At 43.2% G+C, this 24,115-nt stretch carries 20 protein-coding genes; 11 read left to right on the forward strand and 9 right to left on the reverse strand.

The window, feature by feature from the left end:
- Window positions 1–405: 405 nt before the first annotated feature.
- Window positions 406–1,062, reverse strand: a complete 657-nt coding sequence (locus tag IM485_RS00380) for an MAE_28990/MAE_18760 family HEPN-like nuclease (protein ID WP_287740456.1) — start codon at window positions 1,060–1,062, stop codon at window positions 406–408.
- Window positions 1,062–2,183: a DUF262 domain-containing protein gene (locus tag IM485_RS00385; protein ID WP_287740458.1), complete on the reverse strand. Its 1,122-nt coding sequence runs from the start codon at window positions 2,181–2,183 to the stop codon at window positions 1,062–1,064. The genes IM485_RS00380 and IM485_RS00385 overlap by 1 nt, the downstream gene beginning before the upstream one ends.
- Window positions 2,184–2,629: 446 nt before the next feature.
- Between IM485_RS00385 and IM485_RS00390 the strand changes: the two genes are divergently transcribed.
- A complete protein-coding gene (locus tag IM485_RS00390; RefSeq protein WP_287740460.1) occupies window positions 2,630–4,429 on the forward strand; it encodes an acyl-CoA dehydrogenase family protein in 1,800 nt (599 codons plus the stop codon).
- Complete coding sequence (locus IM485_RS00395; RefSeq protein WP_287740462.1) at window positions 4,407–4,769, forward strand: acyl carrier protein; 363 nt, start codon at window positions 4,407–4,409, stop codon at window positions 4,767–4,769. Before IM485_RS00390 ends, IM485_RS00395 begins: the two co-directional genes overlap by 23 nt.
- A gap of 135 nt (window positions 4,770–4,904) precedes the next feature.
- Here IM485_RS00395 and IM485_RS00400 read toward each other — a convergent pair whose 3' ends face one another.
- The 3 genes from IM485_RS00400 to IM485_RS00410 all read right to left on the reverse strand — a co-directional run bounded on the left by IM485_RS00400 (window position 4,905) and on the right by IM485_RS00410 (window position 8,418).
- Window positions 4,905–5,528, reverse strand: coding sequence for a cytochrome c oxidase subunit 3 (locus IM485_RS00400; RefSeq protein WP_002738397.1), 624 nt, complete (start codon window positions 5,526–5,528; stop codon window positions 4,905–4,907).
- A gap of 218 nt (window positions 5,529–5,746) precedes the next feature.
- A complete protein-coding gene (gene ctaD, locus IM485_RS00405; RefSeq protein WP_287740464.1) occupies window positions 5,747–7,423 on the reverse strand; it encodes a cytochrome c oxidase subunit I in 1,677 nt (558 codons plus the stop codon).
- Between the two features lie 38 nt (window positions 7,424–7,461).
- Window positions 7,462–8,418 (reverse strand): cytochrome c oxidase subunit II, encoded by a 957-nt coding sequence (locus IM485_RS00410; RefSeq protein ID WP_104397274.1) that lies wholly within the window; start codon window positions 8,416–8,418, stop codon window positions 7,462–7,464.
- A gap of 314 nt (window positions 8,419–8,732) precedes the next feature.
- Here IM485_RS00410 and IM485_RS00415 point away from each other — a divergent pair, with 314 nt between their 5' ends.
- Window positions 8,733–9,644, forward strand: coding sequence for a COX15/CtaA family protein (locus tag IM485_RS00415; RefSeq protein WP_104397275.1), 912 nt, complete (start codon window positions 8,733–8,735; stop codon window positions 9,642–9,644).
- Window positions 9,645–9,755: 111 nt separating this feature from the next.
- Window positions 9,756–10,706 (forward strand): heme o synthase, encoded by a 951-nt coding sequence (locus IM485_RS00420; RefSeq protein WP_287740468.1) that lies wholly within the window; start codon window positions 9,756–9,758, stop codon window positions 10,704–10,706.
- A gap of 288 nt (window positions 10,707–10,994) precedes the next feature.
- On the opposite strand, the gene dnaA is transcribed toward IM485_RS00420, so the two are convergent.
- Window positions 10,995–12,329: a chromosomal replication initiator protein DnaA gene (dnaA, locus tag IM485_RS00425; RefSeq protein ID WP_104397277.1), complete on the reverse strand. Its 1,335-nt coding sequence runs from the start codon at window positions 12,327–12,329 to the stop codon at window positions 10,995–10,997.
- 84 nt (window positions 12,330–12,413) lie between these two features.
- Between dnaA and def the strand changes: the two genes are divergently transcribed.
- The 3 genes from def (at window position 12,414) to hemB (ending at window position 15,174) form a co-directional block, all read left to right on the forward strand.
- Window positions 12,414–12,992 carry a peptide deformylase gene (def, locus tag IM485_RS00430; RefSeq protein WP_104397278.1) on the forward strand — a complete coding sequence of 193 codons (579 nt, stop codon included), beginning with the start codon at window positions 12,414–12,416 and terminating at the stop codon, window positions 12,990–12,992.
- Between the two features lie 428 nt (window positions 12,993–13,420).
- Window positions 13,421–14,077 (forward strand): GTP cyclohydrolase I FolE, encoded by a 657-nt coding sequence (folE, locus tag IM485_RS00435; protein ID WP_008202086.1) that lies wholly within the window; start codon window positions 13,421–13,423, stop codon window positions 14,075–14,077.
- 116 nt (window positions 14,078–14,193) lie between these two features.
- On the forward strand, window positions 14,194–15,174 hold the full coding sequence (gene hemB / locus IM485_RS00440; RefSeq protein ID WP_287740472.1) for a porphobilinogen synthase: 981 nt from the start codon (window positions 14,194–14,196) through the stop codon (window positions 15,172–15,174).
- On the opposite strand, the gene IM485_RS00445 is transcribed toward hemB, so the two are convergent.
- Complete coding sequence (locus IM485_RS00445) at window positions 15,171–15,779, reverse strand: chromophore lyase CpcT/CpeT (protein WP_104397281.1); 609 nt, start codon at window positions 15,777–15,779, stop codon at window positions 15,171–15,173. The genes hemB and IM485_RS00445 overlap by 4 nt on opposite strands.
- Window positions 15,780–15,856: 77 nt before the next feature.
- Here IM485_RS00445 and IM485_RS00450 point away from each other — a divergent pair, with 77 nt between their 5' ends.
- Window positions 15,857–17,935, forward strand: coding sequence for a thioredoxin domain-containing protein (locus IM485_RS00450; protein ID WP_104397282.1), 2,079 nt, complete (start codon window positions 15,857–15,859; stop codon window positions 17,933–17,935).
- Window positions 17,936–18,315: 380 nt separating this feature from the next.
- On the opposite strand, the gene gnd is transcribed toward IM485_RS00450, so the two are convergent.
- A complete protein-coding gene (gene gnd / locus IM485_RS00455) occupies window positions 18,316–19,743 on the reverse strand; it encodes a decarboxylating NADP(+)-dependent phosphogluconate dehydrogenase (protein WP_287740476.1) in 1,428 nt (475 codons plus the stop codon).
- Between the two features lie 392 nt (window positions 19,744–20,135).
- Here gnd and IM485_RS00460 point away from each other — a divergent pair, with 392 nt between their 5' ends.
- From IM485_RS00460 to IM485_RS00470, 3 genes are all read left to right on the forward strand, one after another.
- Window positions 20,136–20,918: an MBL fold metallo-hydrolase gene (locus tag IM485_RS00460; RefSeq protein ID WP_104397284.1), complete on the forward strand. Its 783-nt coding sequence runs from the start codon at window positions 20,136–20,138 to the stop codon at window positions 20,916–20,918.
- 307 nt (window positions 20,919–21,225) lie between these two features.
- Window positions 21,226–22,179 carry a DNA-methyltransferase gene (locus IM485_RS00465; RefSeq protein ID WP_104397285.1) on the forward strand — a complete coding sequence of 318 codons (954 nt, stop codon included), beginning with the start codon at window positions 21,226–21,228 and terminating at the stop codon, window positions 22,177–22,179.
- 13 nt (window positions 22,180–22,192) lie between these two features.
- A complete protein-coding gene (locus IM485_RS00470) occupies window positions 22,193–22,765 on the forward strand; it encodes a BglII/BstYI family type II restriction endonuclease (RefSeq protein WP_104397286.1) in 573 nt (190 codons plus the stop codon).
- A gap of 267 nt (window positions 22,766–23,032) precedes the next feature.
- On the opposite strand, the gene IM485_RS00475 is transcribed toward IM485_RS00470, so the two are convergent.
- Window positions 23,033–24,103: a glycosyltransferase family 4 protein gene (locus tag IM485_RS00475; protein ID WP_287740480.1), complete on the reverse strand. Its 1,071-nt coding sequence runs from the start codon at window positions 24,101–24,103 to the stop codon at window positions 23,033–23,035.
- Window positions 24,104–24,115 lie beyond the last annotated feature (12 nt).

A 24,115-nucleotide genomic window follows, 5' to 3' on the forward strand; every position in this document is an offset into this window, starting at 1 on the left:
CTTACATCCATACAACAATAGGGTGGGCAATGCCCACCTTACTTCAGTTGCTCAACAACTAATACTAAATCCGGTTATTAAAAACTGATTATTTATTCTCAGTTTTGCATGAGTGCCTCTTGCATGAGTGCCTCTCCTGATATGTAGCCTATACTCAACGGATTTAGTATAATAGCTGGTATTCCAAAATCTGGTTGAAAAAGAAATTGATACCAATTTTCAATAGTCGTGATTAACATCTGAAAGTGCAATTCCGCTCTCAGAGAGGAATTGCACTTTGGAATAATCAACTAAGTCTGTCATCACTTTTGAAAAATGATATGAGTCAGCGGTTTAATCACTATCGGTGCAGCAGTAGGAGCCACATTAGGGAACGCACCCTACAGCGATTAAAATGCGTAGATTTCATGATGAGCTAGGCGGATTTGATGGTTTCAAATACTTCTGATTATCTAAGCAATCAATTACAGATAGTCCTAACTCATACATAGCTTCCAAAGCCGCATTTTCATACTTGTTATACTCAGTCAGATCATGAATTATGTCTTTCTGCCCATGAGCTATATTATTTCTCCTGCTTACTAATGTCTTAAGTAAAAGCTCATGTTGATCCACCATTGAGCATGATAAACCAGCATCTGTAGAGTTCTTTTTAAGCAGCATAGGCTTTAAATTGCTATCTGCTTCTAAGCGAATATTGAATTCAATATTCTCATTAATTAAAGCTGGCAATTCGTTGGAAAAAAAGCTCCAAACTCCATCTGCTGACAAATCACCTCCAAGTTCTTTAAAGCGCTTCCTTAGCGATAGCTTTATAACCTCCTCACGGCATTGATTGCGTTTAATATTTTGCCTTTGAATTGTATCGAGGTATAAATGCCATGCAAATCTACAAAAACCTTCATAGTGAGCATATAGCAAAGTAGTAATAGCTCTCAAGAGAGCTTCATACCTTACAGGATGCTTAACCCTATCAGTCGTTAATATTTGAATTTTAATTGCAGCCAGTTCTCCTTCTCTCCAGTTGAGATCAGCCTCGATCTCATTCTCCCAGTTGCTCATTAAAAATTACTCCACAAGCTGAGTTTATTTAAACCTTCTTGAATACATCCAATTCTATTATAAAGCTTAGTTCTGGAGTTAGCTCCAGGTCCAATATTATCCTTAAAGCTGTTTGACTGAACAATTTTGATTATTTCATCCCTAACAGAAGAATTATCCAGATTCTCTAATATTTCTAGTATCCTAAACACGCCAATTGTAACAGCTTCAAAATAAGCTGGAGCTAAAGCACCAATTGGTGATTGATCGCGATATCGAACAAAAGCACCACTGCCGAGAATTTGGCTCAAGTAATCAAATAATCTATTAAAGTCTTGTGTTTCAGTAGAATAATCAAATTGTATTTCTTCAAATAATATATTTTCCATGTATGTGTCTAACCAATCTCTCACACTCCCCCGGAAGAGATCTTGAGCATTTTTTGCGGCAAAAAATCTTAAGACAAGCTCTTCGTCTCCCTTTTGTTCTTTTTCTGATTGAGACAATGTATCTATGCAAGTCTTAAAGTTTGAATAGGAGGATCTTTCTTGGAGAAACCTATAGAACTTTATACCTGGCTCACCAAACATCCTAGAAGAACAGTTGCGAATTTCCTGTGGAGCTAGAATTGATCCCCCAGTATTTAACCTCTTGAACATTTCATAACGCAGAAAAGAATTACTTTGCCTTTTAATAATTACTGTCCTTACAGAGGATCTTTTAATCCTAAGCTTGAGTCTCAATGATAAATCTTCAAAAGTCAGATTATTAAGTTCTGAAATCTGATCACAACCTTCTAACTTTAGAGATTTCAGCTTTTCTCCATCTATATCAGTGAAATTCAGTACATTGGCATCAATGAATTGAATCACAGAGCTAAGGCGTTGTAAGCCATCAATTAACTCCAAAACCCCATCTGAGTTCTCAATAGTAAATATCTGTGGTATTGGCAACTCAAGAAGTATGGATTCTATTAAACGAGACTTTTGTTGATTAGACCATCGGAATAACCTTTGATATTCCGGTTGAATAATGAGTTCATTTTGAGAATATAAACTGATGATTTCTCCAAAGCTGAGATCGATAGATTCAGTACGAACCTCACCAATTTTGGCATCTATCCGTTCATCTATTGATTCCATCATCATATTGCTCCTAGACTTCTAAACCCTATGGCAAGCAAAACTTATACCTTAAACATTCTAATCGTAATCTGCCAGTTGAATATTACATTCAAGGAAAAAGTATGAACAGGGAACGAGCCGCATAACTATTAATCATACCCCTTCCTGCGGTCTAGCAGCCTCCTCCATCCTACTATCCCAATCCCCATCGGTCTCACACCGCCTCAATAAAACCTAATACCGCACTGTGCGGTTTAATCACCTCAATTTGGGCATAATTACCGCAGAGGGTAGTCTAGCACCCCACCCAGGGGGTTTCTAGCACATTTAAGGTAAAGGGGAAATTAAGAATTGTTGCCATTGTACGGCCAAAAGTCTAGAATGGTCATTAATTTTTGTGCATGGTCGGGTCTTCTAACCGAAGGCATTGACGAAAAGCACATTGTATCTGTCCTAGAGGCACTATGAAAAAGCTTAAGCAATACTGGACTGCTGAAGCACTGGAAAAAGACTTAGGCGATCCTCTCAATCCCGATAACCCTCTATCCTACAAGCGGGTGATCGAAATTGACGAGAGCGAAGAATTTCCCCACGAGGAAATTCGCTGGTTATACGACTGGAAACTCCAACACTACTACATTCCCACGGATTGCGGCGGTGAATTTACCTCTTTTGAGGAATTTGTCGCTTTTGTGCGGGTACTTTCCCGACGGGATCAAACTATCGGCATCGCTTTTACTACCCTATTCTGGTCGTTTTTAAACTGGATGGCGGGAACCCCAGAACAGAAACAGAAGCTCGCCCGTTTTATCATGGATGACTATGGGGCGATGTGTCTGGGTTACTCGGAAAAGGAACACGGCAGCGATCTGATCAATGGTGATCTGACCGCGACGAAGGTGGAAGGAGGTTATATTCTCAATGGTGAGAAATGGCCGATTAACCGGGCGACTATCTCTGGAGTTTCCTTTATTTTGGCGAAAACCGATGCTAACGGCGGGCCAAAGTGTTTAACCCTATTTATGGTAGATAAACGGCAATTAGACCCCGAAAAATACTATAATTTGCCGAAAATATACACCCATGGCGTGCGCGCCTCGGATATGAGTGGTATTGGTTTTAAAGATTGTTTCGTCCCCGATTCCATGCGTTTACGCGAGGAGGGAGACGGTTTAGAATTAGCCCTGAAAGGTTTCCAAATTACCCGAATGTTGTGCGCTGCTTTTTCCCACGGGGCAGCCGATACCGCTTTAAGAACTACCCTCGGTTTTGCCGTTAATCGGGTAATTTATAACAAAACTGTGATGGATTTGCCCCAACCCCGGCGCACTCTCGTGGATGCTTTCCTTGACATCCTTATTTGTGATTGCGAGACGATTCCGGCCGCGAGAGGTTTTCATATTATCCCCGAACAGTTTAGCGTCTGGGCTTCGGTGGTAAAATATTTTGTCACCGTCCGTCTGGAGGAGATGGTTAATAGTGTTTATGTGGTCTTGGGATCGCGTTTTTATATGCGAGAAGAACACGAATTCGGCATCTTCCAGAAGCTACTGCGGGATAATTCGATTATCAGTATGTTTGACGGCAGTTCCATCGTCAATCTTCATGCTTTAATCCTACAATTGCGTCCTTTAACCAAATATCGGGCTAAACGCAACTCGCGCACCATGTCGGCGTTAAAAACCCGTTTAGAGGCGATTTTTAGCCTAGAAAAGTCAGTTCCTCCCTTTGAACCCAATAATTTAGAATTATTTGGCCGGGGAATCGATGATTCCCTACAGGGTTTAGAGATTGCCCTTGATATGCTACAGGGATTGAAAGATTCTCAGGAGGTGGACCCGGAGGTATTAGAAAATCTATTGATGTTGGGTAATTTAGTTTTAGAGGAACTAAATGCTCACGATGAACAGATTAGCCAATCGAAATTCGAGTATGGTCACGACCAATCACCCGAATTGTTCGAGATTGCCAAGAAATACTGTACTTTACACGCTGCTTCCGCTTGTTTACACACTTGGCTTTATAATCGTTCCATCTTGGGTGAATTTTTTGCCCGGGGGGAATGGTTGGTGTTGAGTTTACACCGATTACTGCGAACTCTCCGGCCGCTACCTTACACTCTGTCTGAGGTGTATGTAGAAAATGTTGCCCAAGAATTGCTGAAATTATATCGAGAAAATCAACATTTTTCGATCGCCCCTTTTCAATTAGCCCCTTCACAAACTACCGAGGAAAAAACCCATGAACTCCAGCTCCAATCTTAATAATCTGGTACAAAATTGGTTAGTTAAACAGTTAGCCGATCAGTTATCTTTGGATGTAAAAACGATTAATGTGACTGAACCTTTAACCCGTTATGGTTTAGATTCGATCGATGCGGTAACGATGGTGGGTGATCTAGAAGATTGGGTCGGTCAAGAGTTACCTTCTACCCTTTTCTGGGATCATTCTACTATTGAAAAAGCGTCTCTTTTCCTAGTAGAAAACTACGATCTTTCTAATCTTTCCGGTGAGGAAACCCCCGCAGAAGTTGCTCCCGTCGCTGAAAAAGCTGAACCGGCCGTTAGTGGTGGCAAAGGTTGGAGTTTATTCGGTCGTCGTTAATTATCAGTTATCAGTTATCAGTTACGGCATTTCTCATAAAAATGAAGTATAACCTATAGGATAACTGCCGTAAATTGAAATATACAAAAAAGGGCGATCACTTGATCGCCCTTTTCTCCTACTAAATAACAAAAATTAGCGTAAGATATACACCAGTAAAAACAGGATAATCCAGACCACATCGACGAAATGCCAGTATAATTCTGCTGCTTCCACACCAAAGTGAGATTGACTAGAATAGTGGTCTTTTTGACGAGAACGCCAGAGGACAGATAGAATCAGCACTAAACCGAAGGTAACGTGGAGACCGTGGAATCCAGTTAAGGCATAAAAAGCGCTGGTGAAAACATTAGTTGTCAGACCGAATTCAGCGTGATAATATTCGTATCCTTGACCACAAAGGAAGATAATTCCCATCAGGGCAGTAATACCGAACCACAATTGTAAACCGGCATTATTGTTTTGTTTAATCGCCTTTTGTCCTATGTGCATAACAAAACTACTGGACACCAGAATAATCGTGTTAATTGTCGGTAGGGTTAACTCTAATTCTGGCGTGCCGGCGGGGGGCCAAACGGGTAACATGGTACGATAGAACAAGAAAGCGGCAAATAAGCCTAAAAAGATGGAACTTTCCGCCACTAGAAACAAAACCACACCGAATAAGCGATGATCTGGGTGGCCATGATGCCCGTGTTCCACCGTTTCCTGATGATAATTGACAGAGAGTTGAGAATCTTCGAGCGTTGAACCTTGCATAATTGAATGTCCTTACTTTACACGGGAGACGGGGAGCTTTTTCTCAGTGTTGCCAAAGGCACGGCGTAGCCGTCCAGTAAACAGTAAACAGTAATCAGTGAACTGAAAACTCACATCTGATAACTGATAACTGATAACTGATAACTGATAACTGATAACTGATAACTGATAACTGATAACTGATAACTGATAACTGATAACTGATAACTGATAACTGATTATTGGGATTCAGCGCCCACTTCAGCGAGGATATCTTGTACTGATTCCTCTGCTTCCGATTCTTCCATATCAATACCGTAATCGTAGGGGCCAGACCAAAGAATCGGCATTTCCTCGAAATTCTCGATAATTGGGGGAGAGGAGGTTTGCCATTCTAGGGTTAAAGCGCGCCAAGGATTACGGCCGGCGGGTTGACCTTTAAAGGCACTCCAGACCATATTAATAGCGAAGGGAATACTCGATATACCGAGAATATAAGCCCCTGCGGTACTAAGAACATTTAAATCCTGAAACTGCACATCATACAGGGCAATACGACGGTTCATACCCAATAATCCCAATTCGTGCATCGGCATGAAAGTTAAATTCAAACCGATAAAACTGAGAACAAAGTGGATACGACCGAGAGTCTCGTTATACATCCGTCCGGTCATTTTCGGGAACCAATGGTAAACGGCAGCAAACAGGGCCATTGCCGTACCACCAAATAGTACATAATGGAAGTGACCGACGACAAAATAGGTATCGTGGACGTGGATATCGAAGGGAACAGAAGCCAACATAATCCCAGTCAAACCACCGATGAGGAAGGAAGACAGGAAACCGATCCCAAATAATAAAGACGTATTGAGACTAAGTTTACCCCCCCAAAGGGTGGCACACCAACTAAAGATTTTAATGCCCGTGGGAACGGCGATTAACATGGTTGCCGCCATGAAAAACATCCGTAACCAACCGGGGGTGCCACTGGTGAACATATGGTGGGCCCAGACGATTAAACCCAAGAAACAGATGGTGAGACTGGAATAGGCGATCGCTCGATAACCAAAAATCGGTTTACGCGCATGAACTGGTAATATCTCCGAGATCGTGCCGAAAAAGGGCAAAATCATGATATAAACAGCAGGATGGGAGTAAAACCAGAACATATGCTGATAAACCACCGGATCGCCGCCGCCGGCAGGGTTAAAAAAGCTCGTGCCGGCGATTAAATCAAAGGACAAGAGAACGAGAGCAGAAGCGAGAACGGGGGTGGAAAGCAGTACCAGAGTCGAGGTGGCCAGCATTGCCCAACAAAATAGCGGCATACTGTACAAATCCATCTCAGGAATCCGCATTTTCAGGATCGTGGTGATGAAATTAATCGAGCCTAAAATCGAAGAAGTCCCGATCAATAAAAGGCTCAAAATCCACAATTCTTCGCCCCATTTGCCGCTAATTAAGCTCAAAGGTGGATAGGAAGTCCAACCGGACTGGGGTGCGCCGACAAAGAAACTGGATAATAATAGCAGCCCGCCGGGGGGATTAAGCCAGAAAGCCACAGCGTTAAGACGAGGAAAAGCCATATCTTCGGCCCCAATCATCAGGGGAATGAGATAATTGGCAAAACCCGCCCCAACCGGAACGATCCAAAGAAAGATCATGATCGTTCCGTGCATGGTCATGAATTGGTTATATAGTTCTGGGGAGACGAAATCGGGGTCGGGAGTGGCTAATTCTGTCCGCAGCACTTCCGCGAAAGCACCGCCAATAAAGAAGAAAAGAAAGGCAGTCACCAGATATTGAATACCGATGACTTTATGATCGGTGCAGAAAGTAAAGTAATCGGTCCACTTGCGGTGATGGATCACCTCGGGAACGGTTGCTGGGGTGGTTATTTCCGTTGATGCTGTCATAATACCAAGATTTTAGATGACAAGAAAAATTACATTTGCTACTGATGGGCAACTTGGGCGAGGATTTCAGCGTCGATGCCCATTTCTTCGGTGTAGGGGGTCAAATATTGACTATCAGAGCGATCTTTAGTGGTCATGGCTACAGTTCGATCGCTGTCAACTTCGGCGATCGTGTTATCCTGCACCCATTGGTCGTAATCCCCTTGGGAGTGAACCACAAAGCTAGATTTCATGCCGCCGTGATAAGCCCCACAAAGTTCCGCACAAATGATCGGATATTGACCAATTTGGTTGGATGTGAACGATAACACCGTTTCCTGTCCGGGGATAACGTCCTGTTTTAGACGCAATTGGGGAACCCAGAAAGCATGGATCACATCTCCCGCTTCCATATTCAGTTGCACGGGGCGATTGACGGGAGCGTGCAGTTCCCCGGAAACAATGCCGGTTTCGGGATAGGTGAAGATCCAAGCGTATTGAATACCTTTAACATTGACCACTAGGGGGGGAACTCCTTCACCATCGTAGGAATTGCCGATACCTAGGGCTACCCTGCGATCGCCGCCCATGGCCATCATCGTGCCGTGGTGATGACCGTGGTGGGCGATTTCTCCTTTGCCACCCTTGGAAATCAAGGGATCGAGACCGCCGATATTGTTATAAATCTCGAAGCTATAGACGGCAAGGATAAAAACGATTACCGTCGGGATGGCTGTCCAGAAGATTTCTAGGGGGACATTGCCCTCCACTGCCGGCCCGTCGGTTTGATCCCCCGGTTTGCGGCGAAAGCGAATCACTATATAGATAATCACGCCTTCAACTATTAAAAATAGTCCCGTGGCGATGGTCATCATCAGATTAAAGATATTATCTATCTCCTGAGCATCTTCGGAAGCGGCCACAGGCATTAAGCCATGATTTTGGCCATACCAGAGACTAATTAAGGTTAAGGTGATCCCGAGTACGAGCGTCAGGATACTGCTGGGAATTTTCACGGTCTTTTCAATATTTTTAATAGTGGCTACTTATTCAAGGCTAAAACATGATTCCCCTATAGATGGGAAATTTAACCAGCATCTTCTGAGAATTTTATCTTTTCTTTGGGATCGTTTTCAGGGAAAGTATTTAAAATAACTAATTTTTATGTTTTATTCTGAGTTTATGTAAACAAATGTAACGGAAATGGCCAGAAATCTAAAGAATATCTAAAAGGTTTTACCTGTCGTAAAAAAACTCATTCACAGTGATAACTAACTGGCAAACCAAGCCAGTATCTTTGATGACAGACTCCTTGAGAACAGGCAAACCGATGACCGAATCTGTTTTTAACCCGACACCCCTAAGAGAAACTGGTAATATTCAGGTGTGGATGCGCCGCTTAGTCTGGAAAATTGCGATCGCTACTTTCGCCCTCATGGTGGTGGGCGCTGCCACCAGAGTTATGAACGCCGGTTTAGCTTGTCCCGATTGGCCTCTCTGTTACGGTCAATGGATTCCCAGTCAGCAGATGAATCTACAGGTATTTCTGGAGTGGTTTCATCGTCTCGATGCCTCTTTGATCGGGTTTAGCACGATCGCTCTCGTCGGTCTGTCTTGGTGGTATCGTCGCCATCTTCCCCCTTGGCTGTTGCCCTCGGCGATCGCTGCCTTGGCTTTAATTCTCCTGCAAGGAGTCCTGGGAGGATTAACCGTCACCCAATTACTGCGATTTGACATCGTAACCGCCCATTTAGCCACAGCTTTGCTCTTTTTTGCCACCTTAATCGTCATTGCTATCGGTCTGACTCCCTACCGTGGCACAGGTGCGGTCGGGAAACTAACTTGGATGGGAATGGTCGCCACCGGTCTAGTTTATCTGCAATGTCTCCTCGGCGGTCTCGTCGGTTCCCGTTGGGCTGCCCATCAGTGTTTAACGGTTTCCCAACTCTGCACGGTGATGAATAGCCACATTATCGGGGTTTTTCCCGCCACTATCTCGGTGTTAACCCTAGTTTTCTTCGCTTGGCGAGCTGCCGCTATCCATCCTCTCCTCAAAAAACTAGCTTTTAGCGCCGGGGCATTAGTCGCCCTACAGGTGTTTTTAGGCGTTGCCACCCTGAAACTGCATCTACAGGTGGAACCCTTAACCATTACCCACCACAGCATCGGTGCGCTATTGGTGGCAACCCTCGTCGCTTTTACCACTTTTGCCCTTCGCGATCGTTCTTTCGCCCCTAAGTAACCAGACACAATTAATTGCACATATCTAACCACCTCTTGCCTATTGCCCATCCTAACCAATAAGTTAATTTTGTCCCATTACTTATAAGCCATCTCTAAGGATTTAATCACGATGACTGGAACTCAAGCCCTTCGCCACCACGATAATTTTTTACAAGTCGCTAAAAGTTATTATCAACTCACTAAACCCCGAATTATTCCTCTACTGCTGATTACTACAGCCGCTTCTATGGAAATCGCCTCCAAAGGTCAGGTTTCCCCCCTCTTACTCTTTCTTACCCTCCTCGGTGGCACTCTTGCCGCCGCCGCCGCTCAAACCTTAAACTGCATCTATGATCGCGACATCGATCACACCATGCTTCGTACTCGCGCCCGTCCGATCCCCTCCGGTCGCGTGCAACCCCTCCACGCCCTCATTTTTGCCCTCGTTTTAGCCTCCCTTTCCCTAGCACTTTTTGTCTTTTTTGTCAATACTTTGAGCGGATTTTTAGCAATGACCGGCATCGCATTTTATATGCTGATTTATACCCATCTGCTCAAGCGTCATAGTATCCAAAATATTGTTATCGGTGGCGCAGCTGGCTCGATTCCTCCCCTCGTCGGTTGGGCGGCAGTAACGGGCGATCTCGGTTGGATTCCCTGGATTTTATTCGCCATTATTTTCCTCTGGACTCCTCCCCATTTTTGGGCTTTAGCTTTAATGATCAAGGATGATTATGCCGAAGTGGATATCCCGATGATGCCCGTAGTTAAAGGGGAAGAAGCCACTAGCGAGCAGATTTGGCTCTATACTTTAATCGTCGTTCCTTTCACTTTCCTCCTGATTTATCCCTTGGCTGCCTGTGGTGTGGTTTATGGTGTAGCGGCTTTGGTTTTAGGGTTTGTTTTCCTGAAAAAAGCTTGGCGATTAAAACAGAATCCTTTTGATCGGGACATGGCTCGATCGCTGTTTAAATATTCCATTCTTTACATGATGTTATTATGTACAGCTATGGTGATCGATAGTTTACCCATGACCTCTCGTCTCATCGCTACAATTGCCAGTTTATTGTCCTGTCGTTAATCTCAGTTATCAGTTATCAGTAAACAGTTAAGTAGTCGTGCAAAATTAATTTCCTAGTGAAGATAGGCAAAAGGCAAAAGGCAGGAGGCAAGAGGTGGTTAGATATGTGTAATTAATTTTGCTTAGGTACTTATCAGTTATCAGTACCGATCACCGATTACTGTTTACTGTTCACTGAAAATACTCCCCACTCCCCAATTCCCAATTCATAATTCATAATTCATAATTCTCCCATCTCCCCAATTCCCAATTCATAATTCATAATTCATCATTCATAATTACCCCCGACTACTGATTGCGACTGAGGGAGTTAATTCGCTCGATTAGTTGGGCTAAGATGTCTTGTAATTGTCGATCTTGATGTTGGGAAAGGTTGATTTTATCACAGCTATAAATAACGGTGGTGTGATCTTTGCCGCCAAATTCTTCGCCAATGCGCGGTAAACTTAGATCCGTGTGTTGACGCATCAAATACATCCCAATCTGTCGGGCAAAACTAATTTCTCGTCGGCGGGAATTTCCTTTTAGATCGGCGATCGAGAGTTGAAATTTTTCCGCTACTACCGCCATAATAATCTCAGGAGAAGTGGCAATTTTGGCCATTGGTGGATTTAAAACCGGCGCGATATTTTCTACCGTCATCGGCAATCCGGAGATAGAAATATAAGTAGTAGCCCGGATTAATGCCCCCTCTAATTCGCGAATATTAGAAGTATAATTAACGGCAATATATTCGATAACTTCTCGTGGGAGACGCAGATTTTCGTACTCGGCCTTTTTTTGTAAAATTGCCATACGAGTTTCGATATCCGGTGCTTGGATATCGGCGACTAATCCCATAGAAAAGCGAGAAATTAAACGATCCTGTAAACTGGGAATCTGTTTGGGCAGGCGATCGGAGGCTAAAACCACCTGTTTTCCCGCTTCGTGCAGGGTATTAAAGGTATGAAAAAATTCTTCTTGAGTGTATTCTTTTCCTTCAATAAATTGCAGATCATCCACTAATAATATGTCAGCATGGCGATAATGATTACGAAAACTTTCCATACTATCTTGACGGATAGCGGTGATTAAATCATTCGTAAATTGTTCCGTCGATACATAAAAAACCCTAGATTGAGGATATAATTCTAGACGATAATGACCGATCGCTTGCATTAAATGGGTTTTACCTAATCCCACCCCACCACAGAGAAAAAGCGGGTTAAATTCGCGTCCGGGTAATTCCGCCACCGCTAAAGCAGCTGCGTGGGCCATGCGATTAGTTGGACCGACAACAAAACGGGAAAAATTATATTTAGGGTTAAGTTGATTGGTGGGAGATAATTCTGATTCTAAGCTAGTGTTGGGCTGGAAAATAGCGATCAAATCGCCCTGTTGTGCCGTTAATTGAATCTCGACGGGATAACCGACGATATCCTCCACTACTTCAGCAATTGTTGACAGATAATTTTTCTGAAGATGGTTAAGAATAAAAGGATTGGCAGCCTGAATTACTAAGCGATCGTTTTGCCATTCTTTAACCGTCGCCGTTTGAAACCAAGTCTCGAAAGCGGGACGGGTTAATAGTAATTTTAGACGCTCTAGGAGATTATGCCAAAGTTGTTGGGCGCTGCTATCCACGATTAATTTTGATTAACAAAGTTGCTCTAGTGCTGATGCGGGGAAACCTTATCAGTTTAGCGAGATTTTTCCCCTCAAGATAAAATGATTTTCAGAGGTAAACAATTAATCCTTATACAGATGACACAAGTTTTAACAATCACCCAATTAGGAAACCCAATTCTACAGCAAAAAGCAGCAGCGATCGATAATTTTCTCGATGCTGACTGTCAAGATTTGATCGATTCCCTGATTAGCACCGTGCAAGCTGCCCACGGGGTGGGAATCGCCGCGCCCCAAGTTGCTCGGTCTCTGCGTCTGTTTATCGTTGCTTCTCACCCCAATCCTCGTTATCCCGACGCTCCGATGATGCCACCCACTGCCGTGATTAATCCTCGCATTTTGCGGGTCAGCGAGGAAATGGTCAAGGGTTGGGAAGGTTGCCTCAGTGTCCCCAATTTACGCGGTTTTGTCCCCCGTCATCAGTGGATTGAGGTGGACTATTATGATCGCAATGGTGGCGAAATCCGTCAAGTTTTCAGGGATTTTGTCGCGCGCATCTTTCAACACGAATACGATCATCTGGAAGGAATCCTCTTTCTCGATCGCCTTGCTTCTCCGGCGGATTTATACTCGGAGGAAGAATACCAAAAAATCAGTAATATTGCTGAATATAAGCGATAAAATCGCAAAATCTGCCTATCTATTCAAAATAAGTTAAATAACTTAACGGGACTATTTTATCTGGCGACAAAATTTTTGTTGGTAAATCTAAGTTTTTGGTTAAAATGATAACGATTATCATTCTATATAGAACACCCAAGCAAACAAATGAACTACTTGACAAAATAAACTAATTGTGTTTTGGAATTCTACCCTCAATTAACTAGGGAGATACTCAAGACTTTTTCGGTGACTAGGAAAATCAATTTTTCCAGGTTTCCCCACGGAGATAACCCCAAAGACGAGGGAATAACCGAATAGCTTTCATTCATTAGTTGTCGTCTAGATGTCCAGAAAAATAAATACTCTAGCAAAGGGTATTTATTGACAATTGGTAACATCAGAAAACTTGGCCGATCAATTAACTATTGGAGTCTGTAAAAATATCTATGACCTTAGCTAAATCCAAAGCAATTTTCGACAATGATGACTACAATCACTTTCCCGAAGTGATTACCGAACCTAAATCGCCGGTATCGGAAGCCGAGATGATGCAAGCCGTACGAACACTGCTGTTAGGATTAGGAGAAGATCCCGATCGCGAAGGTTTACGAGACACTCCAAAACGAGTAGTAAAAGCCCTAAAATTTCTCACTTCTGGTTATCAGCAATCCCTGGATGAATTGCTGAATGGGGCAGTTTTTCACGAGGAGGCTAACGAGATGGTTTTAATCCGAGACATCGATATTTTTAGCTCCTGTGAACACCATATTTTACCGATAATCGGCCGCGCTCATGTTGCCTATATTCCTAATGGGAAAGTGATCGGTTTATCGAAAATTGCCCGCATCTGTGAAATGTACGCCAGACGACTGCAAGTACAGGAACGTTTAACCGCACAAATTGCCGATGCTTTGCAAGGATTACTACAACCTCAAGGGGTAGCTGTGGTGATTGAAGCGACTCATATGTGTATGGTAATGCGCGGGGTTGAAAAACCCGGTTCTTGGACTTCTACGAGTGCCGTGCGCGGTATTTTTGCCGATTCTGCTAAGACTCGTCAAGAGTTTATGAGTTTGATTCGTCATAGTCCCGATTTTCACTAATTAGTCAGGGGGATCGGGATTATTTGATCGTCCTATCCCCAGTTTTTTCCTAGGTAAAAAACTAGAGCAAAACCAGCTATTTACTGTTTACTTTTTATTTTTAACTCGCTGTTATCATGCTGATTCGTCCCCGTCGTCTTCGTTACACTCCAGCGATTCGCCGTCTTGTTCGTGAAACTGAATTAACCGTTAATGACTTGATTTATCCCCTCTTTATCATGGAGGGAGAAAATCAAAAGGTGGCTATTTCTTCTATGCCCGATTGTTATCGTTATTCCCTCGATTTATTGCTCAAAGAAGTGGTTAATGCTTATAATTTAGGCATTAATGCCATCGCTCTTTTCCCCCTGATTGCCGAAGATAAAAAAGATAATTTCGGTAGAGAAAGTTATAATCCCGATGGTTTAGTGCCAAGGGCAGTGAAAGCGATCAAAAAAGAAGTCCCTGAAATAATTATTATTACCGATGTGGCCCTCGATCCTTTTTCGATTTATGGTCATGATGGTATTGTGGAGGACGGTAAAATTCTCAACGATGAAACCCTGGAAGTTTTAGTGAAAATGTCGCTATCGCAAGCGGCAGCCGGGGCTAATTTCGTCGCTCCTTCCGATATGATGGATGGTAGGGTTGGGGCGATCCGTCGAGCTTTAGATGCGGCTGGCTATCTGGATGTGGGAATTCTCGCTTATACGGCTAAATATGCCTCTGCTTATTATAGTCCCTTCCGAGATGCTTTAGAATCAGCGCCAAAATTTGGTGATAAGAAAACCTATCAAATGGATGGGGCTAATAGTCGGGAAGCGTTACGGGAAGCCAGTTTAGACATAACAGAAGGGGCAGATATTATTATGGTTAAGCCCGCTCTGGCCTACCTCGATATTATCCGTCGTCTGCGCGATAGTAGTCATCTTCCCGTTGCAGCTTACAACGTCAGTGGTGAATACGCAATGATTAAAGCGGCGGCAAAACAGGGCTGGATTGACGAAAAAAGCCTTATTTTGGAAACTTTAACCAGTATGAAACGAGCGGGGGCCGATTTGATTTTGACCTATTTTGCTCTCGATGTGGCATTAATGAAACAGGAAAGCCGATTTTAGGGTTTTTGCCAGCGAAATTGATAGAAACTATCCTGCGCTCCCCATACCTGCCGGCCAAGGCTATCATAACCTCGATCGCTGGTATCCATGCCCTGGGAATGTAGAATAATTGTATTAGTTATTTTCACCGCACCTCTGGCATTCGTGGGACAACCCTGGGGGGGAGTTTCTCCCCGATACCCCCCCGCTATCGGTTTTAAAAACACAGTACACACCGACTCGCCCAAATCTGAAACATTTAATTTTCTTTCTGTCAAGTCTTTGCTACAAAAATTAATAAAGTTAGGGGCATTATTTAACTTATAAGCTTTTGATTCCACAGTGGAATTATCGGGGCTAGGTTGAATGACTAAAATTCTTTGACGATAGGGTTGATTTAACCGATCGATAATTGCCTGTTCCTGATAAAGATAAATACTATCCTGTTTGGGGGAAAAATCCACGGCACAGGTAGTCATTTGCACCTTAGCAATGCGGGGGTTAGTCTGCGCTTGTTGCGTCGTATCCATAACCCCAATTAAATGATTAGCCACCCCCTGCACTTGCGGATTAAGGGGCAAAGATTGAGTGAGAAAAAATCCTAGGGCGATCAAAGTTTTCAGCATGAGCAGAGGCTTGATTCCGGTTAGTCTCTAATTAGCTTAAACTAATAAGCAGCAAGAGCAAAAATACCCCTTTTCCCATGGCTAATCATCTGGCTGAATCTGAAAGTCTTTATCTGCGAAAACACGCCGAAAACCCGATCGATTGGTGGTATTGGTGTGACAGCGCCCTAGAAATTGCCAGGAGAGAAGATAAACCGATCTTTCTCTCGATCGGTTATTCTAGCTGTCATTGGTGTACGGTTATGGAAGGAGAAGCGTTTTCCGATCGGGCCATTGCCGATTATCTCAATCAGTATTTTTTGCCGATCAAAGTTGATCGCGAGGAAAGACCGGACATCGATAGCATCTATATGCAAGCATTGCAGATGATGGTCGGTCAAGGGGGTTGGCCGCTGAATGTCTTCCTAACACCGGATAGTTTAATTCCCTTCTATGGTGGCACCTATTTTCCCGTGCAACCGCGCTTTAACCGGCCCGGTTTTCTGCAAGTGTTGCAATCGGTACGTCGCTATTATGACGAGGAAAAGGAGAAATTAAGCAAATTCACGGACGAAATGCTGGGCGCACTGCGTCAATCAGCCATTTTACCGCGAGCAGAGACCAATTTAGCCGATCCTTCCCTTTTAGCCACAGGAATCGAGACAAATACAGCGGTGATTCAGGTTAATCCCAATAATTACGGTCGGCCCAGTTTTCCGATGATTCCATATTCTCATCTGGCTTTGCAGGGTAGTCGCTTTGGTGACGATTTTGACGATTCCCTCCGGCAAGCGGCCTATCAACGGGGGGAAGATCTGGCCCTGGGGGGAATCTATGACCATGTGGGGGGAGGATTCCATCGTTATACAGTGGATTCGACGTGGACAGTTCCCCATTTTGAAAAAATGCTCTACGATAACGGGCAAATTGTCGAATATTTAGCCAATTTGTGGAGTGCGGGTAATCGAGAGGCGGCCTTTGAGAGAGGGATTAAAGGCACGGTTAACTGGCTAAAACGGGAAATGACCGCCCCAGAAGGCTATTTTTATGCGGCCCAAGATGCCGATAGTTTTGAGAAGGCCACGGATGGGGAACCGGAGGAAGGGGCCTTTTATGTCTGGTCGGATCGGTCGTTAAGGGATTATCTCTCGACCGAGGAATTGGGGCTGCTGCAGGCTAATTTTACCGTCACTGCCGAGGGGAATTTTGAGGGTCGCAATGTGCTGCAACGTCGGCAAGGGGGAGAATTAGGGAAGGAGATAGAAAATATCCTCGATAAGTTATTTATTCGGCGTTATGGCAGTTCTCAAGCCCAATTAGCTCTTTTTCCCCCGGCCAGAGACAATCAAGAGGCGAAAAACGTCTCTTGGCCGGGACGCATTCCGGCGGTAACAGATACGAAAATGATCGTCGCTTGGAATAGTTTGATGATTTCCGGTTTAGCCCGGGCCTTTGCCGTCTTTGGCGAACCTTTGTACTGGCAAATGGCTACGGTCGCGGCCGAGTTTATTCTCCAGCATCAGTGGTTAGATGGACGTTTTCAGCGCTTGAATTATCAGGGTCAGGCCTCGGTTTTGGCCCAATCGGAGGATTTTGCCTATTTTATTAAGGCTTTGCTGGACCTGCAAACCGCTAAACCCCAAGAAACTGGCTGGTTAGAGGCGGCTATCGATTTACAGGGGGAATTTGATCGCTGGTTTTGGGCCGAGGATGAGGGGGGATATTTTAATACTGCGTCCGATCATAGTCTCGATCTGATCGTGCGAGAGCGAGGTTATACGGATAATGCCACCCCTTCGGCTAACGGAATTGCGATCGCTAATTTAGTTCGTCTGTCGCGATTGACGGAAAATCTAGAATATCTCGATCGGGCCGAAAAGGCCTTGCAATCTTTTAGTACCATCCTAGAACAGTCCCCCACCGCTTGCCCCAGTTTATTTGTTGCCCTCGATCACTATCTTCACGGTTTCTGTCTGCGTGCCGCGGAAAGCTCGATCGAACGGCTGTTAGGTCGCTATTTGCCCACTGCGGTGTATCGAGTCGATGCCAGTTTGCCACCTAGCACATTTGGGTTAATTTGTCAAGGGTTATGCTGCCTTGAACCGGCGGAAAATTTAGAACAGTTAGACCGACAAATTGTCGGGGTGATGAGGGGAGAGTCAATACTGCTCGGTTAAGGTTTTTTTCTCTCTGCTCCCCACTTTCCTAGGAAATAGGATCTGGTTTTTGGCTTTCGTTGGCAACTTCTAATACTAAATCCGGGTATTAAAAACTGATTATAGCGGTTCTCGCATCTGTGCGGCACACTTAAATCTTTGCTGATTAAGCTGTTCAGAATCGGAAATGTACCTCTTCTGAATCAGAAACGCTATATTTATTGCCATTTTTTGCCTTTTGCATGAGTAGAAAACGGGTTTCTCGGAGAAACCCGTTTTCTGTGCGTTACTCAACGGATTTAGTATTACTTGACCGATAGTTAACTCTTAATCAGAAAAACCTCGCCAAAAAATCTCCCCTTTTTATTTCCAGTAAAAAGGGGAGAAAATATTAGATAGCTTTAGGATTCAGTCATCCATTCCGTATGGAAAAACTCACCTCTGGGTTTATCGGTACGTTCATAGGTATGAGCGCCAAAATAATCCCGTTGTGCTTGGGTGAGATTTTGCGGTAAATTGGCCCGACGATAACTATCAAAATAGTCCAAAGAAGAACTAAAAGCCGGGACGGGAATTCCCAACTTATTAGCCAAGACTAACACCTCACGCCATGCCTCTTGGCGATCAAGGATACTTTGCTTAAATTCCGGTGCTAACAACAAATTCGGCAGCCCCGGATTTTCCGCAAAAGCTTTGCGAATTTTATCCAAGAAACCGGCGCGAATAATACAGCCGCCCTTCCAGATCCGGGCCGATTCCGGCAGACTGATATTATAGTTAAACTCCTGAGAAGCTTTAGCGATTAAAGCCATACCCTGGGCATAGGAACACATTTTCGAGCAGTAAAGAGCATCACGCACCTTATCCACAAATAGTGCCGAATCCCCTGGATAGGTTTCCCCGGGTCCGGGTAACTCTTTGGCGGCTGCCACCCGTTCATCCTTATAAGCGGACATCACGCGAGCATTAACCGCAGCATAAATGGTCGGAATTGGCACCCCCAACTCCAAGGAACTTAACACTGTCCAGCGTCCGGTTCCCTTTTGTCCCGCCGAATCCAAGATTAAATCTACCAGATGATGGCCAGTTTCCGGGTCAACATACTTAAAGATATCGGCGGTAATTTCAATTAAATAAGAATTAAGCTCATCGGTGCGATTCCACTCGGCGAAAGTTTCCTGTAACTGCTGATTGCTTAGTCCTAGACCATTTTTCAGCACGTCGTAGGCTTCGGCAATTAACTGCATATCGCCGTACTCGATGCCATTGTGAACCATTTTCACATAATGGCCCGCACCCCCGGACCCCACATAGGTGACACAGGGACCATCATCGACTTGGGCGGCAATTTTGGTTAAAATCGGCTCTAATTCCCGATAGGCGAACTCTGTACCCCCCGGCATCAGGGAAGGACCGTGCAGAGCGCCTTCTTCGCCACCACTGACCCCCATCCCAACAAAACCCAGTTTAGTGGTTGATTCTAGGTCGCGGGTGCGTCTTTCCGTGTCCTCGTAGAGGGAGTTACCGCCATCGATAATCATATCTCCTTCTTCGAGAAGGGGTTTTAATTGTTCAATCACGGCATCCACCGGCGGGCCAGCTTTTACCATGACCAGAATTTTGCGGGGACGCTCTAAAATTTGGACGAATTCTTCTAAACTATAGGCCGCCTTGACATCTTTGCCGACGGCGCGAGTTTCCATAAATTCTTGAGTTTTGCTGGCGGTGCGATTGTAAACAGCGATGGGAAAACCCCGACTCTCCACATTGAGAGCGAGATTTTCTCCCATGACAGCTAGTCCGATAACACCGAAGGTACGTTTAGTCATAGAAATTCAGTCTCGGCTGATGCGTTCTTCCTCCCCTTTTAGCGCCTACTTTCCCTAAGATAGCTAAACTTTCCCTATTTCTTAAGCCTTGACTAATCAGTGATCAGTGATCAGTAATCAGTAATCAGTGATCAGATTTGGGTTTTCAGTGACCGGCATTGAGTGAGGAGTGTGACAGCGTTTCTCCTCAAGATGAAGTGTAACCTAATTTGGTATCACCCCCTGACGACTGGCTACTGTTGCCCGTTCCCTAAAACCAGAGACTTCCTACCTCACCATTAAGATAACTGCTATAAATGGCATTCACTGATGACTGAAAAACCCCCAAGCGCAGAAAAGTTAATGCTAATGTTAAATTAAATTAAGAAAATCCCCATTATTCCTCGGCTTATATGCAGTTAACTTGGCTTGATAGTAATTCTTGGTTAATCGAAATCGGGGGAAAACGCCTGCTTCTCGATCCTTGGTTGGTAGGTTCCCTGACTTTTGGTAATTTAACTTGGCTATTTGAGGGCAAAAAAACCTCTAATCATGCCATTCCCCAAAATATCGATCTGATTCTTCTCTCCCAAGGTTTGGAAGATCACGCCCATCCTCCTACTTTACAGGTACTCGATCGCCAAATTCCCGTGGTAGCCTCTCCTAATGCCGAAAAAGTCGTTCGAGCGCTTAATTATACCCATCTCATCCCTTTAACCCACGGTGCTAGTTATATCTTTGACAATGCGATCGAAATTACTGCTGTCCCCGGTTCTCCAGTCGGGCCGACTCTGGTGGAAAATGGTTATGTTATCAAGGAATTAGCGACAAATCAGAGTATCTACTACGAACCCCACGGTTATCATTCTCCTAGCCTCGATTCTCTGGGTAAAATCTCCGTGATTATCACTCCTTTGATTGATTTAAAAATACCTTTCCTCGGACCGGTAATCAAAGGACAAGAAAGCGCCTTAGCAGTCTGTCAACGCTTGCAGCCCGAATATATTATTTCTACGGCTGCCGGTGGTGATATCGAGTTTAAAGGTTTATTGATGGCGGTGTTAAGTGCGGAGGGTAGTCCCGAATCTTTTCAAGAATTATTAACATCCCATGCCTTACCGACAAAAGTAATTGATCCTCGTCCTTGGCAACCTTTTACAGTGGAATTAGGCGAGTGCGTTTCTGGTTTGAGCTAATCTGAGTTAAGGGAAGAATAGAAAAAAGTTAAAACTTTCTTCCCGATTTTTATCTAAAAAAGTAGAATTTTTGTTATATCTTTGCTGGCTACAGATAACATTAATTGTTTTAAAAAACTGGCTCTCTTGCATATTGGATGTAAAATAGGGAGCATCCCCATTGTACTATGAGTAAGAATACTTGGTGCTTGCTGAATAACTGCGGTGGTAGATGGTAAAACTTCCAGTTTACACAGCCCGAAATCTTTGGGATTTTTAGTCCAGAAAACTATATAATTAAAAGTGGCTCTTCTCTGCTAAATTGTCTATGAATCAGTTGCCCTTATTTTCTCAGTCAAAATCAGTGCGAGACTTTTATCAACCTGATGCCGAAATAATTCTTTATCAAGGAGATAGCAATAATTTTATCAAGACTATACCAGATAATTCTGTGAGCTTGATTATGACTTCTCCTCCCTACAATTTAGGAAAAGACTACGAAAAAAAAATCTCTTTGGATACTTATCTGGAAACCCAAACCAAAATTCTGGTAGAATTCCCTAGAATCTTGCAAGATAATGGCAGTATTTGCTGGCAGGTGGGAAATTTCGTTCAAGAGGGAGAAGTTTATCCTTTAGATATTTTTTATTATCAGCTATTTAAACAAATGGGTTTCTTTTTAAGAAATAGAATTGTCTGGCATTTTGGCCATGGATTACATACCTCTAAAAGATTTTCTGGCAGGTATGAAACTATTTTGTGGTTGACAAAAACCGATAAATATACCTTTAATCTTGATCCAGTGAGAATCCCCGCTAAATACCCTGGTAAGCGCCATTTTAAAGGTAAAAATATCGGTAAACCCTCTGGTAATCCTTTAGGGAAAAATCCCAGCGATGTTTGGGAGTTTTTAGCACAAGAATGGGATGAGTTACTATGGGATATTCCTAACGTTAAATCTAATCATCCAGAGAAAACTATCCATCCTTGTCAATATCCAATCGAATTAGTAGAAAGATGTGTTTTAGCCTTGACAAATGAGGGGGATTGGGTTTTTGATCCTTTTGCTGGGGTTGGAACTTCTCTGATTGCTAGTATTATGCACAATCGTCGAGTGATGGGGAGTGAAAAAGAAGCAGAATATGTGAAAATTGCCAGGGAAAGAATCGCTGCTTATTTGCAAGGAAATCTCAAAATTCGTCCTTTAGGAAAACCTATTCATCAGCCTACTGGCCAAGAAAAAGTCGCTCAAATTCCCGAAGAATGGCACAATAATATATAGGAAGGTAACAGCAATGATTATCGCTGGTATTTATTCATTTAATAACGGTCAAGAAGTTATTGAAAGTGAATACAGGAATGAATTAGAAGAAGTTAAGGATATTATCAGGGCGATTAATAGTGAGGATTGCAAAACAAAACGTAGTCAAGAAAAAACGATGGTAGACAGACTGCTTTACAGTCCCCGAGAACTTAATAATGTCTTCAAAGATGAATTTGAGCTAAGACAGTGGGAAAAATATAGAGTTCCTTGTAATTACCCAACTAAATATTATACGCCTGAATACATACAGAAACATTTATCTCAAAGAGCTGCATTTCGTGAAATGGATTTTATCAAAAGCAATGTGGGAGTTGAGGTGCAATTTGGTAAATATGCGTTTATGGTTTACAATGTGTGTGCAAAAATGACAATATTTCGGAATCTAAAAGTTATTAATGTTGGCATAGAAATTGTTCCAGTAAAATCATTTGCAGATGAAATGTCCACAGGAGTATCCTATTTTGAACAATTTGTCTGGGATTTGGAAAGCCGAGGAGTTTCTAATATCGATATTCCTGTTCTGATATTGGGTGTTGCAGAATGAAAGAGACTAAAAAATATGTAAAATTTTTGTTATTGTCATAAATTCTGGGAAGATGGGTTACGACGGATCGATTGCTTATCCTTCGGTTTTAAGTAGTCGGACATAAATTCTGTTGTCTATCTTAAGAAATGTAAATTGCCGCAATTCTTACTGACTCCTGACGACCGACTCCTTACCCCACAGTTAACTTTACTTTTATCCAACTACTTAATGCTTACTGCCGTCTAACCCATCCGACAATGATTGATAAATTTTTTATCACCATTTTTAGAGAAAACTTTGCAGAATTGTGGCGGTTTCTTGGCCGGTTTTTTCCCAACTAAAAAGCTCGGCGCGTTGGCGACTCAGGGATTTTAATTTAAGGCGCAATTGTTCATTGCTGGCGATTTGCTGCATTGCCTCTCTCATCTCATCAATGCTATAGGGATTAATTAAAATTGCCGCATCTCCTGTGACTTCCGGGAGAGAGGAAAGATTAGAAGTAATCACAGGAGTTCCACAGGCGATCGCTTCTAGTACAGGTAATCCGAAACCTTCCCAAAGGGAGGGATAAACTAAAGCAGTTGCTTGGTTTAAAAGTTGCGGCAATTCTTCATAGGAAACATAGTTTAAAAATTGCACTCGTTGAGAGATTGATAATGCTTCTACCTGTTGCTGTAGAGCAGGGGTAAAACGGGGGTCAAATTGACCGACAATTAATAATTGATATTCGGAATCGATTTGGGAAAAAGCAGTAATTAAACGAGCGAGATTTTTATGAGGATCATAACGACCAAGATAGATAAAATAGGGACGAGTCGCCAGATTTAGCGGACGAAAATTGTGAGAATCATAGCCAGAAAGAATCACGGTTATTTTGTCAAGAGGTATGTTAAAAAACTTATTAATATCGGCGGCAGTTGCTTGGGAAACAGCGATAATATGTGTGGCTTTTTTCAGGACTTGGGGTAAATAGTATTTATTATAAAAAGTTAAAGGAGAAAATTTCGGAAATCGCAGGGGAATTAAATCATGAACTGTGACAATATAGCGGCAATTTCCATAAATAGGTGCTTCGGGAATGGGGGTAAATAGCAGGGAAGACTTCAATTGTTGATAGGTTTGATAGAGTTGGGTTTCTGTCCAAATTAAGCGCCTAATATTGCCTTTAGTTCCCTGTTCTTGGGTAAGGTTTGCCGACACAGGATAGGTGTTAAAATCTGGGTAACTATTAGAAGTGATTAAGGTAGGATTTAAGTTAGCTAATTGGGGAATGAGATTTTTAGTATAGGTAGTCAACCCAGTATATTTAGTACCGAGAAAAGCGAGATTGATTAATAATTGATGATTTCTATTCATAGATATTAGCTA

The organism is Microcystis sp. M169S2 (genome assembly GCF_020245865.1).
Lineage (GTDB): Bacteria > Cyanobacteriota > Cyanobacteriia > Cyanobacteriales > Microcystaceae > Microcystis > Microcystis ichthyoblabe_A.

What these genes read in the sequence shown, in the direction of transcription:
- IM485_RS00380 (WP_287740456.1), bottom strand. Translation starts at nt 1,062, where the DNA reads ATGAGCAACTGGGAGAATGAGATCGAGGCTGATCTCAACTGGAGAGAA.
- IM485_RS00385 (WP_287740458.1), bottom strand. Translation starts at nt 2,183, where the DNA reads ATGGAATCAATAGATGAACGGATAGATGCCAAAATTGGTGAGGTTCGT.
- IM485_RS00390 (WP_287740460.1), top strand. Translation starts at nt 2,630, where the DNA reads ATGAAAAAGCTTAAGCAATACTGGACTGCTGAAGCACTGGAAAAAGAC.
- IM485_RS00395 (WP_287740462.1), top strand. Translation starts at nt 4,407, where the DNA reads ATGAACTCCAGCTCCAATCTTAATAATCTGGTACAAAATTGGTTAGTT.
- IM485_RS00400 (WP_002738397.1), bottom strand. Translation starts at nt 5,528, where the DNA reads ATGCAAGGTTCAACGCTCGAAGATTCTCAACTCTCTGTCAATTATCAT.
- ctaD (WP_287740464.1), bottom strand. Translation starts at nt 7,423, where the DNA reads ATGACAGCATCAACGGAAATAACCACCCCAGCAACCGTTCCCGAGGTG.
- IM485_RS00415 (WP_104397275.1), top strand. Translation starts at nt 8,733, where the DNA reads ATGACCGAATCTGTTTTTAACCCGACACCCCTAAGAGAAACTGGTAAT.
- IM485_RS00420 (WP_287740468.1), top strand. Translation starts at nt 9,756, where the DNA reads ATGACTGGAACTCAAGCCCTTCGCCACCACGATAATTTTTTACAAGTC.
- def (WP_104397278.1), top strand. Translation starts at nt 12,414, where the DNA reads ATGATTTTCAGAGGTAAACAATTAATCCTTATACAGATGACACAAGTT.
- folE (WP_008202086.1), top strand. Translation starts at nt 13,421, where the DNA reads ATGACCTTAGCTAAATCCAAAGCAATTTTCGACAATGATGACTACAAT.
- hemB (WP_287740472.1), top strand. Translation starts at nt 14,194, where the DNA reads ATGCTGATTCGTCCCCGTCGTCTTCGTTACACTCCAGCGATTCGCCGT.
- IM485_RS00445 (WP_104397281.1), bottom strand. Translation starts at nt 15,779, where the DNA reads ATGCTGAAAACTTTGATCGCCCTAGGATTTTTTCTCACTCAATCTTTG.
- IM485_RS00450 (WP_104397282.1), top strand. Translation starts at nt 15,857, where the DNA reads ATGGCTAATCATCTGGCTGAATCTGAAAGTCTTTATCTGCGAAAACAC.
- gnd (WP_287740476.1), bottom strand. Translation starts at nt 19,743, where the DNA reads ATGACTAAACGTACCTTCGGTGTTATCGGACTAGCTGTCATGGGAGAA.
- IM485_RS00460 (WP_104397284.1), top strand. Translation starts at nt 20,136, where the DNA reads ATGCAGTTAACTTGGCTTGATAGTAATTCTTGGTTAATCGAAATCGGG.
- IM485_RS00465 (WP_104397285.1), top strand. Translation starts at nt 21,226, where the DNA reads ATGAATCAGTTGCCCTTATTTTCTCAGTCAAAATCAGTGCGAGACTTT.
- IM485_RS00470 (WP_104397286.1), top strand. Translation starts at nt 22,193, where the DNA reads ATGATTATCGCTGGTATTTATTCATTTAATAACGGTCAAGAAGTTATT.
- IM485_RS00475 (WP_287740480.1), bottom strand. Translation starts at nt 24,103, where the DNA reads ATGAATAGAAATCATCAATTATTAATCAATCTCGCTTTTCTCGGTACT.